Below are 16,096 nucleotides of genomic sequence, written 5' to 3' on the forward strand. Positions count from 1 at the left end.
AGCGGCCGCACCGACAGCGCCTGGTTCAAGAAGGCGGTAGCTGCTATAAAATCCTGGCCTCGGCGAGCGTCCTTCGGTAGCCTTCGCCGCCTATGATGCACGAGGATAGATCGGTACCATCTGGGTGGGCGGTGGAGCAGCACGCATGAGCCTGGAAGCCCTGCGAATAAAGAATCTCCGCTGTCTCGGTGATACGGGCGCGGTTCCGATCAAGCCGATCACGGTTCTGGTCGGTCGCAATAGCTCTGGGAAAAGTACATTCCTTCGAGCATTCCCGCTTCTCCGACAGAGCGTCGAGACCGCGACGGAGAGTCCAATACTCTGGTACCATCAGAGGTACGTCGATTTCGGATCTATTCAGGAATCCATTAACGAGCGAGCTGACGTACGCAGCGTTACATTCGAGTTCTCCGTGAAGCTGCCCAGAAGCGCGCGCCTGACGATCGCGGAGCCGACACTTGAGGCCAGTATGACGCTGGCGGAAGGGGAGCCCCCACGCGGCGCGTACGTCGATTCGTACGAGCTACGGCTCGCAGGTAACACGATTTGGCTGAGCTTCACGCCGGACGGGCAGCTCACAGAGTTCAAAGTCAACAAATCGAACGTTACCCCACGAAGACACAAACTGTTCCTCGACGGCCCATGTTATCTTACACCTTGGTTACAGGCAGGAGACCAGGGTCGAGTAACATACCAGCCCGTAATTCAACCACTGCGCATAGACACCCCTCAGTATGCCTCGCGAGCACGGGAAGTTCTCGTCTCGCAGCTGGCATCAGCGCTAAGATACTTCTTTCACGGCAACACGTCCGATGAGAAATTGAAGGGATTCGGGCGCTCCTTGCGCATCGGCACGCGTGAGGAGATGTTCTCGCAGTTCAAGTCCATCGACGGCGGCGCCCATTTCAAAGAGCGGGTAGCGTCTCTTAAACCTGTCAACCAAAACTTTCATGCAGTGGCAGACCATGCAATTGCAGCCATGACGCCGTATCTGCTGCAAGCAATCGATCAGCGAGTCGCAGACTTCATGTCTCGCGTAACCTATCTCGCCCCGCTCAGGGCGACTGCGGAGCGTTCATATCGTGTCCAGGACCTCTCCGTGAGCGAAGTCGATCCTCGCGGGGATAACCTGGCCATGTTTTTGCGTTCACTTTCCGAGGAAGAGAGCAACAGCTTTGCCGCATTTACGCGAGAGTATCTCGGGTTCGAATCAAAGATCCGAATCGAAGGCATACACGCTGGCATCCTCGTCAAAGAGCCCGGTTCGGGGCGTCATATGAACCTCGTAGACATCGGCTTTGGCTTCTCTCAGGTCCTTCCTCTCACCGCCATCCTATGGTCCACATGCTGCCGGAGGGCTCGCGCTGGCAATCGTCCGACGTCAATCTTGACCATCGAGCAACCCGAGCTGCACCTGCATCCGGCCCACCAAGCCAAGCTGGCTCCAATGCTCGCCGGGGCGCTACTCGAGAGCCGTAAAATAAAGCGCGATATCCGGCTGATGATCGAGACCCACAGCGAGGCAATCATCAATGGTCTCGGTATGCTGATCCATGACAACATGATAGCCGCGCCAGACGTACAGATCGTCCTCTTTGAGCAGGACGATGAGACACGATACACCACGGTGCGCCTCGCAGGCTACGATGATGATGGCGCCCTCCGGGACTGGCCATTTGGTTTCTTTGCACCGGTAGCAGACGAACAGTTTATGTTGATCCGCATCGACCGGTCGTCCGTGGACGACGCGCTTGGAAGCACGGAATCGTCAACACGCACGCTTGGGTGTATCGAGAATCTATTGGCGGCACACCATAGCCGCAAGCATGTTCTTTCATTTAATATCGACGCACTGCGCAAGCTCTCGACGGCGGCCTCGCGATTGTCCGAGCGAGCAAGAGCGGCAATAGGCAAGATCAAGGGAGACTGGGCAGAGATCGAAGGGCTCCGCAAGGCCATCTTGTGGCATTTGGAGATAGGCATCGGCACCGCGTACAACGGGAAAGCAAGCACGTGCGAAGGTCGCCATGTGATACGGGTCCACATGCATCACTTCGAGGATTTTGAGCGTGCGGGCTGTTCAGTGTTGCTCGGAGAGAACCACACGGACGCGCGACTCTATGCGGCGATGGGTCGAGCGTTCGTCGCGTTTCGCCGATAGCGTGTGCAGATCGCATGCGCGCTTGAGAACGGCGGCGGAGATACCACTGGAAAGACTTTCGCACACTTGGCGGACGCCGGGCGCATTATAATTGCAATCGTTGACAGCGATAGGGACCACCCCAGTGCGATGCCTGGCGAAACCGCCAAAAAGGTCGACGATCGAGGGCGACCAGCATTCCAGCGAAAGGTCGTACTACATACGCGCACGGCCGAAAATATCCTCCCCTTTGCTCTGTATGAAGAGGCACTCAGCCCTCACGTAAACACACCATCCGTTCCAGAGCGCCTGCAGGTGCTGGGGAAGAAGGTTCCGTCGAACGTGCATCCTTGGCAGACACATGCTAATCTAAAAAATGGCCTTCGATTGTTCGAGATACAATCCATGGATAACGTCAGCGGGAAGCAGTTCTGGTTGACTGTCAGTCGTGCAGCGAAGCGAGATCAGTGCACTCGACTTTCGCTTTGCCGGGAGGAGGCCGACTGCAGCTGCTGGGTCGTCGAGAGCCTGGGGGAAAAGGCCCTGGAGCGAGCCGTCGAGTGGATTGAGAGCGAGATGCCCAGACGCGTCGCCAATTTGCTCGACATCGAGCACGATAAGGCGCTGGCGAGCCTATGCGAGGAGATCGCGGCATGGACCGTGGCGTTTGCTGGACGGCCGACCTAGGGAGGAGTAGACGCAGCAGGTGCGTTTGGTTGCACCGTGGCGATGCGGCAGATCGGCTCCGCCGTTGCGCTAATGCGCGCCGGGAGCGTGCATCTATTTGTGACGAGTTCTCCCGCGGTCGAGCCATCCGCCGCACTCCGGCAACCGCCGCGTGCGAGCGATGGGTGGACGAAGCCTCCGCCGGGGACTCGGGGCATCGGATGGCCATCAACCAGCCCGAGCGCATGGCCGACGCGATACTAGCCGCCGCGCCGGCTCCGTTCTGCCGCGAGGTCGACGAAGCGACGGAGCGGGGAGGAGGGAGTCGAAGTCCCGAGCCTGACGACGGCGGTGCTGAAGCTGTCTGCGCCGCATGTCGCGTGGGTGTAGCTCTTATACTGACACCCGAATCACCTCGGGTAGTCGCTGAGCGCGACGACGTTCTCCATCAGCGTAGCCGCTCCGCAGAGCGCGTTCTGAAGCGTGCTTGTGGAAGGCGGCCACGTGCGTAGAGTGCGCCGGCGCTCTGGCGCTCTGCGCCCGCCGAGGTGACCCGGCGCCTCGCCTCGCTGCGACCGCGGTGAGCGGAGATCCACGTCGACGATGCCCATCACGGAGCCGGATCGTCCGGCCATCAAACAGCCTGCTCGGTAACAAGGCGTGACGACTGTCGGTGATCATCGCGTCCCGCGGCCGATCGGTGAAGACCGCGGCCACGTGATCGCCCGCGTTCACCGTTCACCGCCGGCCCACGCGCCGATCTGGGCCGCGCTCGCCTGCGCGTCGTAGACGTAGCGCCCGCCGAAAAGTCGAAGGCCCAAGGGCTGCCACCCTCGGGCCTTCTGGAGCTCCGCCTACCGGAGTCCCCCTCCTTCATCACAAGCCGGGCTCCAGGTCCAGAAAACGGCGGCATGGAGCCCCTTGCTCTCGTCCGCCTACCGCCTCGCCCAGTGCACCGGCTGCCGTGTCCAGCTTCGCCTCTGCCGTCGCTGCGATCGCGGCCAGCGCCTGTGCCTCGACTGCCGCCCGCTGCGGCGTCGTGAGTCGCTCCGCCGCGCCGGCGCCGCCTACCGGACCCGGCCTCGGGCTCGGCGCCTCCAGGCCGCTCGCCAGGCCCGCTACCGCGACCGGCAGCGCAACAAGTTCTCCGCGCAGAAAGTGACGCATCACGGGGTGACGCAAGCCGCGGCCGCGTCGACGTCCCAGCTCGCGCCGGAGATCACCTCCGGCCGAAAGGACAACGATGACAATCGAATCCGAGATGTCGGCCGCTGCTCGCTCTGCGGGGCGCGGCTTCCGCCCTGGGCCCTGCGCGAGCGACGCGCGCGGCCAGCGCTTCACCGACGCGCTCCCCGCGTCCCACGAGGGCCTCCGCGGTGACCGGAGGCGGCGGTGATCGCCAAGGAGAAGGAGGCGGAGATCCTGCGCCTCTACCATGGCGAGAAGTGGCCCGTCGGCACCATCGCCGGCCAGCTCGGGCTGCACCACACCACCGTGCAGCGCGTGCTCGGACAAGCGGGCGTCGATCCGAAGGTCGTCGCGCCGCGCCCGTCCATGGTCGACCCCTTCGTGCCCTTCATCGTCGAGCAGCTCGGCAAGTATCCCTCGCTACGCTCCAGTCGCCTCTTCGTTATGCTGAAGGAGCGCGGCTACCCGGGCGGTCCCGATCATCTGCGCCGGGTGATCGGCCGTCTCCGCCCCAAGAAGCCGGCGGAAGCATTCCAGCGGCTGCGCACGCTGCCCGGCGAGCAAGCGCGGGTCGACTGGGCGCACTTCGGCAAGCTGGCTGTCGGCCGGGCTCGGCGCCCGCTCTGGGCCTTTGTCATGGTGCTCAGTTACTCGCGGCGCATCTTCCTGCGCTTCTTCCCGGGCGCGGCGATGCCCTTCTTCGTGCGTGGGCACGTCGAGGCGTTTGCCGACTTCGGCGGCGTCCCGCGCGTGCTGCTCTACGACAACCTCAAGAGCGCGGTCGTCGAGCGCCACGGCGACGCGATCCGGTTCCACCCCACGCTGCTGGACCTCTCGGCGCACTACCGCTTCGAGCCGCGCCCCGTCGCCGTCGCCCGCGGCAACGAGAAGGGCCGCGTCGAGCGCGCCATCCGCTATATCCGCGAAACCTTCTTCGAGGCCCGGACGTACGCCGACCTGGGCGATCTCAACCGACAAGCGACCGAGTGGACCAGCGCCGCGGCGCTCGACCGCTCCTGGGTCGAGGATCGCGCGCGTACCGTGCGTCAGGCCTTCGACGACGAGCGCGGCGTGCTCTTGCGGCACCCCGACACGCCGTTTCCCGCCCACGAGCGCGTCGAGGTCGAGGTCGGAAAGACCCCCTACGCGCGCTTCGATCTCAACGACTACTCGGTCCCCCATGACCGGACACGCCGCACGCTCGTCGTCCTCGCTGACCTCGACCAGGTGCGCATCGCCGACGGCAACGTGATCGTCGCGACCCATGTCCGCTCGTGGGACCGCGGCCAGCAGATCGAGCAGCCCGAGCACCTCCAGCGCCTCGTCGAGGAGAAGCGCCGCGCCCGCGAGCACCGCGGCCTCGATCGGCTCGCTCGCGCCGCCCGCAGCAGCCAGGCCTTCCTGCGCATCGTCGCCGAGCGCGGCGACAACATCGGCAGCACGATCGCCCGGCTTCTGCAGCTGCTCGATGCCGTCGGCGGCGCCGAGCTCGAAGAGGCCCTCGTCGAGGTGCTCGAGCGCGACACCATCCACGTCGGTGCCATCCGCCAGGTGCTCGACCGCCGCCGCTCCGAGCGGTGCCTGCCGCCTCCCGTCTCGATCCCCGTCACCCGCAGCCAGCACGCCGCTCTCGTCGTCACGCCGCATTCGCTCGCTACCTACGACGCCCTGAAGATGGACCCCACGCCATGACCGATCTCACGCCCACTGAGACCAAAGACCGCCTCAAGAGCCTCGGCCTCTTTGGCCTGCTCGCCTGCTGGGAGCAGCTCGCCGACAAGCCCTGGCTTCGCGAGGTGCTCGCCATCGAGGAGCGTGAGCGCCACAAGCGCAGCCTCGAACGCCGCCTGAAGAACTCCCGCGTCGCCGCCTTCAAGCCCATGACCGACTTCGACTGGTCGTGGCCCAAGAAGATTGACCGCGAGGCCGTCGACGAGCTCTTCAGCCTCGGCTTCCTCACCACCGGCCATAACGCCGTGCTCGTCGGCCCCAACGGCGTCGGCAAGACCATGATCCTCAAGAACCTCGCCCACCAGGCCGTCGTCCGCGGCCACACGGTCCGCTTCTCGACCGCGAGCGACATGCTCGCCGACCTCGCGGCGCAAGAGTCCTCGGTCGCGCTCGCGCGAAGGCTCCGCCGCTACACGGTCCCCGCGCTTCTCTGCATCGATGAAGTCGGCTACCTCTCCTACGATAGCCGCTACGCCGACCTGCTCTTCGAGGTCGTCACCCGTCGCTACGACGCGCAGAAGCCGCTCCTGCTCAGCACGAACAAGGCCTTCGCTGACTGGGGCCAGGTCTTCCCGCACGCCGCGTGCGTCGTCACGCTCGTCGACCGGCTCGTGCACCGCGCCGAGGTGATCGAGATCGAGGCCGAGAGCTACCGGCTCAAGGAAGCCAAGGAGCTGAACGCCATACGCACCAAGCAGCGCCGCAGCAAGAAGCACTGAGCGGCCTCTTCACCGGTGAACTTCACCGGCATCGGGGTATGCGTTCGGTAGAGCCCATCCTGACGCCGAGCAGACCGGGGACATAGGCTTGCCGTGCGATGCGAGAGCGACGGCAGGGCGGCGTGACCAGCGGCGAGACCAGACGGAAGGGACTCGAGGCGGAGGCCGAGGAGCGCGCGGCTGGCGACGTCGGCATGCGGAGGCGGCGCGCCGGCAGACCGAACGCCCCTGCTGCGGAGCCTGAGCAGCAAAAGGTCGGCTGCACGCCACGCACCGCGGCGGACGGCGGAGATGCCTCACCCCCGCGGCAACGCCGGCGAGCGCCGCCCACGGCCAGCGCGACGCCGCCGGAGGTCACCCGTAGCGCAGAGCAGGCGCCGCAGCGCTCACGCGGCCAGCGTGGCTGGCGCCCACGTCCACGGGCTGGCAGCGAGCCGCTGCCGAGCGTCGGTGTTCTCGAGGGTCTGCTTCCAGGACTTGGGAGCGAGCTCGATGACCCGATCGCGCGGCCAGCCCGGCAGCAGGATCAGCACGTCGCGCAGGTAGGCCCAGGGGTCGAGCTGGTGCAACGCGCAGGAGGCGATCAAGGACACGATGGTGGCGTTCCACTCCGCTCCGTCGTCACTGCCCACAAAAATCCAGTTCTTCCGACCGAGGGCCTCCCTGCGGAGCTCGAGCTCGCTGCGGTTGTTATCCAAGCGAAGCCGCCCGTCCTCGAGGAAACGGGTGAGCGCAGTCCACTGGTTGCGCGCATACCCGATGGCTCCGGCGATGGGGCTCCTAGGCAGCACGAGCAGCTCCTCCTTGTCGAGCCAGGCGCGGAAGGCATCGAGCACGGGCTGGGCGCTGCTGCGGCGCTGCTCGGTGCGGCGGCTGGGAGCCAGGTCCTTGGTGGCCTTGTCGATGGCGAAGAGCTGGTGAATGAAGCCGAGAGCCGCCATCGCGCGCTCCCGGTCCGACGACATCGCTTCAAAGAAGCGCCGCCGGCAATGCGCCCAGCAGCCCACCTCTGTGACCTGCTCGGTCCGAAACAGCTCCTCGTAGACGCTCGATGCGTCGGCCTGGACGTAACCCTTGTACCCGCGGAGAAACTCCTTGGGACCATCCTGGTTGTGACGCGGCGTGAAGCGAAACAGCACGTGGTCGCGGTCTGCGACGAGCACCCAGAAGTGACCGCGCCGGCACTTGTCCTTCGCCTGCACGAGCACCCCGGTGGCGTCGATGGCGATGCAATGCGCGGAGAGCGCGTCTTTCGCCATGGCGGCGACCAGATGGCCCAGCACCTCGGCGCACGAGCTGACCCAGCCGCAGAGCGTCGAGCGCGCCAGGTGCACCCCTTGGCGCTCGAAGATCTTCTCCTGCCGATGCAGCGGCAGGTGGTCGCCGTATTTGCTCACCAGCACGTGCGCGAGCAGCCCTGGTCCGGCGAGCGACCGGGGGACGGGACTGTCGGCCACCTCCGCGATGACCACGCCCGCTTCCGGCTCGCCCTGTTTGGCAAACTTGGGCCGCACGATCTGCAGCCGCACGAAGCTCGCGGGCCGCCACTCCAGCGTCTCGGACACCTCTTCGCCGATGCGGACCATCGCGGCGGCGCGCTCGTCGCGCATCTCGGGCGGGAGAAGCTCGATCCGCTCGATGGGCAGGTGCTCGGGCAGCTTCTGCCGTCCGTGCGGGGTAGTCCTGCGCCCCTTGCCGCCGCCACCGGATGCGCCTGCTGGCGCCGCACCGCCGCCTTCAGGCGAGCTTGGCGCGTCCGCGTCGGCTGGCGCCGCTGCGCCCGTCGGCGCCCCTGCGCCCGCGAGCATCTGCACGATGGCGTCGAAGGCCAGCTGCATCTGCCCGGGGTCGACGTGCTCGGCCTTCTGGCCGAAGATGTGCCGGCGAAGCCGCTCCAGCTCGATGCTGGCGAGCTCGTAGAGCTTGCGGTACTCGTCGCGCTCGTGCGCGGCGCGCGCCAGCCTGTCCTTCAGGTCATGAATCTGCTCTTCGAGCGACTTGCCCACGAGGCGCTAAGTACTCGTGACTTCTTGCTTTTTGAAGGGGGTTGTCGTAGGAAAAGAAGTGGCTCTCGCCGGAATGCAGCGCGTGCGCTGCCCGGCAGTGCGCGAAGCTCAGGTGAGCTCAGGGGGCTGGAGCCGGTGCAGCCTCGGCGAGGCGGACCTCGCGCCGCAGCTTCGTCGGCGCAAGCGCGATGCCCTCGAGGATCTTCCCGAGCTCGGCCGCGTCGATGACGACGCTCGTGGCTCCCGGCGTGACCGCACGCGGGGCTCGGAAGGTCCCGCGCTCTAGACGTTTGTAAAGCAGGCAGTACCCGCTGCGGTCCCACCACAGAGCCTTGCAACGGTCGGCTGCCCGGTTGAAGAACAGAAACAGCGCTCCGGAGAGCGGATCCTGTCGCAGCACCTCGCGCACGACGGCGGCGAGGCCATCAAACGACCGCCGTAGGTCCAGCGGCTCGGTGGCGACGTAGATCGAGACGCGGCCCGGGATCATCGCGAGCCCCCGAGCGCACGAACGACGCGCGCCAGCGTGTCCTCGTCGAACGTCGGCGGCACGCGCACGACCGCGCCGTCTGGCAGGACGATCTCCAGCGCCGCGCCCGGCGAGGGCGCCGTCGCGCCCGATGCGGCGACCACCACAGGGAGCAACGCAGGCAGCGTCGCCTTATCCGAGCGCTGCCGGTACTCGCTCCGCTTCATGCCCAGCCGGCGGCTCCAGGAGTACAGCGTGCCGGCGCTGACCCCCTCCTGCTCCGCGAACACGCGGGCGGAGTGCCCGCTCTTGTGCCAGCGCGCCACCCGGTCGCGCCAGATGCGTCTGCTCTCGTCCATCCACACCTCCGGCGCCGGTTTCTACGCAGCACCGAGGCTCCAAAACAGCATGTGGGTCACCGAACGCGTACGCATCGGGCGCGGACCTCACCGGTGAACTTCACCGGCACCCGGCGTGCTCTTCACCGGCATCGGGCGCGGATTTCACCGGTGAACTTCACCAAAATGCCGCGGGTTGCCGCGATCATCTACAACGACGGCGGACAGCGAGAAGGTGATGGATCGAGAACGCTCGGGGCCGGGGCTGCTCGCGAGCATCATCGTCGAGAAGTTCGAGGACGCGATGCCGCTGTACCGGCAGGCGCAGCAGTACGCTCGCTTCGGCGTGTCGCTGTCGCCGTCGACGCTGGGAGAGTGGTCGGCGTTTGCGCTCGATGTGCCTGCCCCTGTGTCGTGACCGCGATTGACGCCGACTTTTGGCGACGCCGCGGGGACACCTGGTCAGCGAGATCTGCCCCGACACTTGGCCACGCCGCGGGGCGTCGCCGAGCCGGGGGCGCCCCATGTCCGTGCTCTCCTCTCGCGAGCTGCCGATGTCAATCGTCGAGCAGTGCGAGCGATGCGTTCCGTGCATTCTCTCGAGGGTCGTTCGCGGTATGGGCCGCCTCCAACGTCGCGAGCTCCACAGCCTTTGCGTGAATCTTGCGCATCTCCTCGACGAACTGTCCGGCAAGGGCGTTCGCGTGCATGGACGTCAGATCGGGGCACGCGAGCATCGTCTGGTACAGGCTGACCATGTTCGCTTTTGCGCTCTTCCATCCTTCGTCAGAGGCCACCGCGGACTCGTTCTTGACGCGCTGCCATAGGTCGTAGAATGGAAGCGTGCTTAAATCAGTGCGGGCCGAGGCGCTAACGATGCTGTAAAGCACGTAATCAGCGGCCCGGAACGGCTCACATTCCTCGCGGGTAGCGCCAGAATGCAGCCTGCCATCGATGACCCATAGATTCTCGGCCTCGATGTCTGCCTCGGGGGCGTTGATGAGGACGTGATACCCTCCTTGGAGCGGGTCGCGCGCATCTAGATCGAATTCACGACGCACACCGACGAGGGGCTTGTTCTCCTCAAAATCGAGGAGCGCATCGACGCCGTCCATGACGACCTTGCCAACCTTGAGGTAGACCCCGAGCGCCGCGGAGAAGTCGAGCGCGCCAGCCGCGCTCTCCACGGTGTTCAGCAGCTTCCGCGCGTAATCCTGTCGGACGACGCGGCACAGGATCACGCTGAGGTTGAGGCGCCCGCCACGGTACGGGTGCAGCCCGGCCACGCGCGTGTCGTTGAACACCATGCCCTCGGGCACCTGGGTGATTCCGGCCTTCTCCAGCATCGCCGGCCCGACGACGAAGGGCAGGGCTTCGACCCTCTGGCCGTAGATGAACTCCGACGACACGACGACCATCGGATCGTAAGTGCGATGCCATTCACGGCTATTCGAAAGAAACAGCTCGTTAATCCGAACCTGGAAATAGTCCTGATCGGGCCTGAGCGGGGCGCCCGAAATGTTGGACTCGACGTGCTCGGCAGGCACGGAGAGCCGCGTGGGCGTCCTGGTTTCCGCATGTCTGGCGCGCTCCCACAAGGCGCGGCATCTATCGGCGAGATTCATGCTCAGCCTCCTTCTTCTTTTCTTCTGCGCTGGTCGCTTGTTTCCGATCAGGTGCTCTTCCGGAGAGGGAAGCTCGCCTTGTCCTCCCGCACGGCCCATTCGTCTCCCTCGACGTGGAAGAGCCGCTGCACGATGCTCCAGCCGTTCCCCTGCTCGAGCCGGATCTCGCCCACGTTCGCCCCCGGAGTGGCCGCGGTGTATTGATGCGGGACGACCGCTTCGAGCACGGCCACATCCACCGCGGGCTCCAGCGCCCTCGGTGGTGCTGCGACGAGGACCTTCTCGCGCTCCTCCTCGTCACCGACGAGGAGCGCCTCCTCGAATTGCCCGCCGCCGATCTCGACCGTCTCCGCCCGCTTCGCGACGAGGTCCACCACGGCGAGTTCGTCGTGCTCGCCGACATCCGCGGACGCTTTCGGCACGATCATGCCCTCGAGGCTGCCCCCACCCACCCTGCCGAGCAGCTTGTTCTTCCAGGCCACGGACTCGTTTTTCAGGGCGCTCGAGGTGAAGTTGACGATCCGTCGTGACGCCGCGTTCCGGTCGGTGAGGCTGGCCGACACGCCAAAATGCACGTCGCCCGAGAGCACGACGACCGGCGACCGATCGAGGAGCCGCTCGACCAGCAGCTCGTGCCCATACGAGCGAGCCCAGCATTCATCGTCGATCTCGTTGGCGAGGCCGAGCTTCGCGAGGACGCCTTGCATGGTGTCGAGCCGCGTCAAACCGAGCACCGGGGCGGGGGAGACGACGAGGGTGAACCGCGGCGGCTTGCTCGTCTGCAGCAGCTTGCCGATCTGCTGGGAGCCCATCAAGGTCATGCCGCCCCGCGTGTCGAAGCCACGCCGCGTGCGCGTATCGAGGACGATCGCCTCGTACATCGGCCCCTCCCAGCGATAAGACCACGTGATCGCGCCGGTCTTCTCCCGCTCGAGCTCCGCGGCCGACGCCGGCATGCCCAGGCATTGCTCGATGGCGGGGACGGTCGACTCGTCGCCGCCCGTCCAGCCGTCGATCAGACCGAGCAACTTTCCCCCCGGCTTGCCTTCTGCGAACTGCGCCGGGTCGTTGCCCCAGTGCTGGAAGATCGCATAAGCGATGAGCCCGTTGCGGAGGATGCGGCGCCCGCCGGAGTTCGCGAGGACCCGCTGCGTCCAGACGCGAGAGATGAACCAATCGTCCGTGATTTCGTGGTCGTCGAACATCATGTACGTCGCGGTGTTCGCGAGGAGCCGGCGCACGTGCGGTAGATCGTCGTAGAAGGAAGCGAGCTCGGGCGCCTCAGGTCTGCCGGACCAGAGGACACGCGAAAAGACGAATAGATACATTGCATAAAACTCGCCCAAGGTGAGCAGGTGACGGTCGGCCTCTCCGCTGGTCAACCCGGCCTCGGCCACGAAGGCCTTGCGGGCGCCTCCGGAGACGAGGTGCACCCGGTCGCCGCGGGACTCGTGCGCGAGCTTGCTCAATGACGGGAGCAGCTCCTCGTGCACGTCGTCCGCGTAGATTTGATCGCCCGTCAGAAAGAGCTGATGCGGCCGCTCCTGCGATCTCTCGTCGACTCTCCGATCTGTCTGCGCGAGCGCGTCACGCCCGAGGCCGTGCGGCTTGCGGCACGAGCCGTGGAGGATCCGGAGCTTGGCAGGATCGTCGGGCGGCAAGGCGAAGCTCGGGAGGGTCTCCGCGCCGTAGACGAGGCGCTCCAGCGCAGAGTGCGTCGAAGGCGAGTCCGGCACGAGGACATCGTCGTCACGGAGCGTTCGCTCGGTCTTCGTGGGATCATTGGGATCGACGAGGGCGAGATCATAGTGGTACGTCTCGCCCCACGCGAGGGCGTCCCTCTTCGCGGCCGTGACGGTCACCGCGTAAAGCCCATCGCCCACCTTCACGGCGCAGCGCGTCCCCGACATCGCGACGCTGCCATCCGGGGCATGGACGCGGAGGGTCACCTCGCGCGATTCACGCAGCACGAGGAATATCGACGCCGTCGAGCGGTCGACGCGACGAACCATGGGGCCGCACAGGATCATGGGCATGTTCATGCTCCCACTTCTACCTGATGCGTGCTTGCCACACAACAAATGTCCGAGAAGCCTTGGCCCGGCGCGCTCTTGTGAGATGATCCTCCCCCGCGCCGTGGACAAACCGACTATGCCGACCACGGCTGCGCCGATGCGCGGCGACGATCTCGGCCGCGAGGTGCCAGCACCACGCGCAGCCCATCGCGCCCAATCTGCTCGCTCGGCAATTCGAGACCCGTGCCCCCAACGAAGCCTGGGTTACCGACGTGACAAGCATCCCGACCGGCGAAGGCTGGCTCTACCTGGCCGCGATGCTCGATCTGTTCTCGCGGCGCGTGGTGGGCTTCGCGATGAGCGCGCAGAACGACCGCGCACCTACGGGCAGCCCGCGCGTGCACGGTTGGAGCACTCGAGCTCCGCGGTAATCCACTGGTGCGCCGCGAGCGAGAAGGGAGCTTGGCCGAACGTGATGCCGTCGCTCTCCGCGACGGGCAGACCGCCCTCCCGGTCGCCGAGGCGAAGTCCCGGAAAGGGCGGAACCTGGGAGAGCTCCGCGGGAGGAGCAGCCGAAAAGGCCAGCGGCGAGCGCCGCGGCGCCGAGGAGGGCGCGAACTGATGCATCCCCTCATATAACCCCAAGAATTTCACGGGTCACGGCGTGCTCACGGAGAACTTCGCCGTACGCTGTCATGAGTTGAACAAGCCGCTCTTCCCGCATGTTGGGAATGGCCGTGTACCAGTAGCATCCCTGGTTATAGTTCATGGAATGCGACCGCTCCTCCGAGCGCGTCGTCGTCAAGTGCCCCTTCGCCTTGCCTTCCGTGCACGCGTCGACGCCCGCCGATTGCCTCATGCTGATACTATTCCGGCCAGCGATCGCAAATTCTCACGTGTCCGTCGTCGGCTCGCCCGAAGTACCAGAGCTTGGTGGGTTCATATGATCAATCATCCTACATTCACGATCGGTGGGAGCGGCGTGCCTGCGGCGCGTGAATCGACGAATTTGCCATATAAAATGAGGGGATCTGTCAGGTTCCATCGAGGAACTTTGCTCGACCCCGGGCGGCTCGCGATCGGCACCTCCGCCACGCTCACCTACCCTCTTTACGACGGACAGGAGCTCGCCGACGGCGCCTGGCTCCTCGTCCGTCTCCGCAGGAGGGCGGACTACTCGGGTGTGCGCGGCTGGTTCGACAAGGAGCGGGCGCTGCGGGCCGCCGTGCAGAACCTCGTCGACGACGTGAGCACGGGCATGGTCGACGCCGCCGCGGCTCTCCCCCGCCTGCGGCCAGGCGCCGCCGGCATGGAGACGCTCTTCGACGAGCTTCGCGCGCTGCGGCAGATCATCCAGCTCGACGGCGCGATCCACGAGGCCGAGGCAAAGCGGAGGGTCGCCGCGATGATCAAGGCGTTCGCCGACGCACGGGCGGCCATCGAGCGCCACGCCGCGCCGGCAGGCCCGGCGCTGCTCGCGCGAGGCGGCGTGTCGAGGGCGCTCGAGGCGTTCGTGCAGGCGCCCGGCGGGGAGGAGGCCCCGAAGATCACGGCAGACGCCGACCTCCTGCATGAGAAGGCGGTCGCCGAGGCGCGCAGGGCTGCGCGGCCTGTCTGAGGACGACGCGGGGCGCATCCACGCGCGACTCATCGGGATCCACGCCCGACCCGGCCCCAGCCCGGCGCATCTCGTGGGCTGGGTCGACGACATCGAGGATCGTGCCCGTCGACGGTCGCTTCGACGGCAGGGGACGCTGCGCAACCTCCTGTTCGACATGCACTCAGCGAGCTGCTCCAGAATTGTGCTGCACCTGGCCGATCGCGGCATCCATCTCGCTTCGGAGTCGAGCTTCTGCCGCGTCCTGCGTGCGCAGGGGCTGCTGGCGTGCCGCAATCCGGCTCGACCGGCGAGCCCCCGTCATCCCGGCGAGCTGGTCGCCAGAAGGCCCAATCAGGTATGGTGCTGGGACATCGCCCACCTTGAAGAGCGCGGTGCGCGGCGCGTTCTGCTTCCTGTACCTCATCGTGGATGTCTATCGCCCCAAGATCGTCGGCGTGTCGGTCGAGGCTGAGGATAGGTTTTGACACCGCCCGCGCCGGTGTGGGAAGCTGGAAGGCGCACACACGTGGCTATAGGCAACCCGATCTTCGAGGACACGAAGTTCCGGCGCGACCTTCCGGAGGCGCGCGATCTCGAAGGCCGCCTCGCCGACACCTTCGACGTTCCAGGCACTGCGCGCAACCTCGCACAGCAGGCGGGGCTCGACCTCGCCGCGCTCGACGTGAGCGGGCCGCCGAGCACCTTCTGGAGTCGGATTCTCGACAACGCCTCGCGAGAACAGAGGCTGGAGAAGCTCATCGAGGCCGTCGCGGCGCAGGAGATCAACCAGCCGTTGCAGCGGTCGATCGAGGCGGTGCGGGCCGTGACCCTGAAGGGCTCGCTCCAGGCGACGCGCTTCCTGCTCGACGGCGATCGACCGTTCCTGGGGCGTAAGAACCTGCGCGATCTGCTCCCCGAGCTGCAGGACTGGCAGTCGGCGGCGGCGATCCTCGTCGTCCGCGGGGAGCCCGACTCCGGCCGGACCGAGACCCAGGTCCTCCTGGCCGATCGCAACCGGGACCGGCGCGTGCTCCTGGACGAGAACCTGCCGCTGAGATCGGCCATGCGCCAGATCTGGAAGGCCGCGGGCGCGAGCGGCGAGCCGCCGGTCCCCGGCGCGGAGCCGCTGACCACCGAGTCTGCGCTCCTGCTCGACTTCTGGACCGACATCCAGGACGCGCTCGAGACCAACGACCGCAAGATGTGGGTGCTGTTCGACGACCTCGACAAGGGTCCGGGGCGCGTCGAGGTGCGCCTGCTCGCCGAGGTGCTGGCGATCCGGCTGCGCAGCGTCGCCTTCCAGAGGCGTCTCCGCCTGGTGCTCCTCGGCTACCCGGGTCCCCAGCTCCCCGAGAAAGTGCAGGGCGCGCTCATCCGGGACGACACGACCGAGGTCCTCGACGAGACGCACGTGGAGGCGTTCCTCGATTACTGCCTCACGCGCGCCGGCAAGCGGTTCGATCGGGGCACTCTGGCGAGCAGAAGCGCCGATCTCTGCCAGGAGGCGCGCGCGAAGGCGACGAAGAGCGTGCCGTACCACGAGACGCTCTACGGGCTGCTCACCGCCTGGCACCGAAAGGAGATCGCATGAGCGGCGCC

The 16,096-nt window shown here is 66.2% G+C and carries 11 protein-coding genes and 3 pseudogenes; 9 read left to right on the plus strand and 5 right to left on the minus strand.

Features of this window, described 5'->3' with window-relative positions; translation table 11 throughout:
- Positions 1-145: 145 nt before the first annotated feature.
- From WME83_RS13300 to WME83_RS13320, 5 genes and pseudogenes are all read left to right on the plus strand, one after another.
- Positions 146-370 (plus strand): annotated as a pseudogene (locus tag WME83_RS13300) (AAA family ATPase); the annotation flags it as partial.
- 42 nt (positions 371-412) lie between these two features.
- Positions 413-2,161 carry an AAA family ATPase gene (locus WME83_RS13305; RefSeq protein ID WP_437321995.1) on the plus strand — a complete coding sequence of 583 codons (1,749 nt, stop codon included), beginning with the start codon at positions 413-415 and terminating at the stop codon, positions 2,159-2,161.
- Positions 2,162-2,164: 3 nt separating this feature from the next.
- Positions 2,165-2,827: a hypothetical protein gene (locus WME83_RS13310; protein WP_437319654.1), complete on the plus strand. Its 663-nt coding sequence runs from the start codon at positions 2,165-2,167 to the stop codon at positions 2,825-2,827.
- A gap of 1,371 nt (positions 2,828-4,198) precedes the next feature.
- Positions 4,199-5,686: an IS21 family transposase gene (istA, locus tag WME83_RS13315; RefSeq protein WP_437319655.1), complete on the plus strand. Its 1,488-nt coding sequence runs from the start codon at positions 4,199-4,201 to the stop codon at positions 5,684-5,686.
- Positions 5,683-6,444 (plus strand): ATP-binding protein, encoded by a 762-nt coding sequence (locus WME83_RS13320; protein WP_437314540.1) that lies wholly within the window; start codon positions 5,683-5,685, stop codon positions 6,442-6,444. Before istA ends, WME83_RS13320 begins: the two co-directional genes overlap by 4 nt.
- Before the next feature lie 386 nt (positions 6,445-6,830).
- Here the strand turns inward: WME83_RS13320 and tnpC are convergent, their stop codons facing one another.
- The 3 genes from tnpC to tnpA form a co-directional block, all read right to left on the minus strand.
- The gene (gene tnpC / locus WME83_RS13325; protein WP_437313096.1) at positions 6,831-8,450 is read right to left on the minus strand and encodes an IS66 family transposase; all 1,620 of its coding nucleotides are present in this window, start codon (positions 8,448-8,450) and stop codon (positions 6,831-6,833) included.
- Positions 8,451-8,568: 118 nt separating this feature from the next.
- Positions 8,569-8,940, minus strand: a complete 372-nt coding sequence (tnpB, locus tag WME83_RS13330; protein WP_437313095.1) for an IS66 family insertion sequence element accessory protein TnpB — start codon at positions 8,938-8,940, stop codon at positions 8,569-8,571.
- Positions 8,937-9,278: an IS66 family insertion sequence element accessory protein TnpA gene (tnpA, locus tag WME83_RS13335; RefSeq protein WP_437313094.1), complete on the minus strand. Its 342-nt coding sequence runs from the start codon at positions 9,276-9,278 to the stop codon at positions 8,937-8,939. Before tnpA ends, tnpB begins: the two co-directional genes overlap by 4 nt.
- Positions 9,279-9,465: 187 nt before the next feature.
- Here tnpA and WME83_RS13340 point away from each other — a divergent pair.
- Positions 9,466-9,672: pseudogene (locus tag WME83_RS13340) on the plus strand (IS66 family transposase); the annotation flags it as partial.
- Positions 9,673-9,814: 142 nt separating this feature from the next.
- Here WME83_RS13340 and WME83_RS13345 read toward each other — a convergent pair.
- Both WME83_RS13345 and WME83_RS13350 read right to left on the minus strand, forming a co-directional pair.
- Positions 9,815-10,882: a hypothetical protein gene (locus WME83_RS13345; protein WP_437319656.1), complete on the minus strand. Its 1,068-nt coding sequence runs from the start codon at positions 10,880-10,882 to the stop codon at positions 9,815-9,817.
- 47 nt (positions 10,883-10,929) lie between these two features.
- On the minus strand, positions 10,930-12,963 hold the full coding sequence (locus WME83_RS13350; protein WP_437319657.1) for a hypothetical protein: 2,034 nt from the start codon (positions 12,961-12,963) through the stop codon (positions 10,930-10,932).
- A gap of 128 nt (positions 12,964-13,091) precedes the next feature.
- Here WME83_RS13350 and WME83_RS13355 point away from each other — a divergent pair.
- The 3 genes and pseudogenes from WME83_RS13355 to WME83_RS13365 form a co-directional block, all read left to right on the plus strand.
- A pseudogene (locus WME83_RS13355) lies at positions 13,092-13,265 on the plus strand (DDE-type integrase/transposase/recombinase); the annotation flags it as partial.
- 686 nt (positions 13,266-13,951) lie between these two features.
- Positions 13,952-14,515 (plus strand): hypothetical protein, encoded by a 564-nt coding sequence (locus WME83_RS13360; RefSeq protein ID WP_437319658.1) that lies wholly within the window; start codon positions 13,952-13,954, stop codon positions 14,513-14,515.
- 508 nt (positions 14,516-15,023) lie between these two features.
- Positions 15,024-16,088: an effector-associated domain EAD1-containing protein gene (locus WME83_RS13365; protein WP_437319659.1), complete on the plus strand. Its 1,065-nt coding sequence runs from the start codon at positions 15,024-15,026 to the stop codon at positions 16,086-16,088.
- The last annotated feature ends 8 nt before the right edge of the window (positions 16,089-16,096 follow it).

The organism is Sorangium sp. So ce385 (assembly GCF_051474135.1).
GTDB classification, from domain to species: domain Bacteria; phylum Myxococcota_A; class Polyangia; order Polyangiales; family Polyangiaceae; genus Sorangium; species Sorangium cellulosum_D.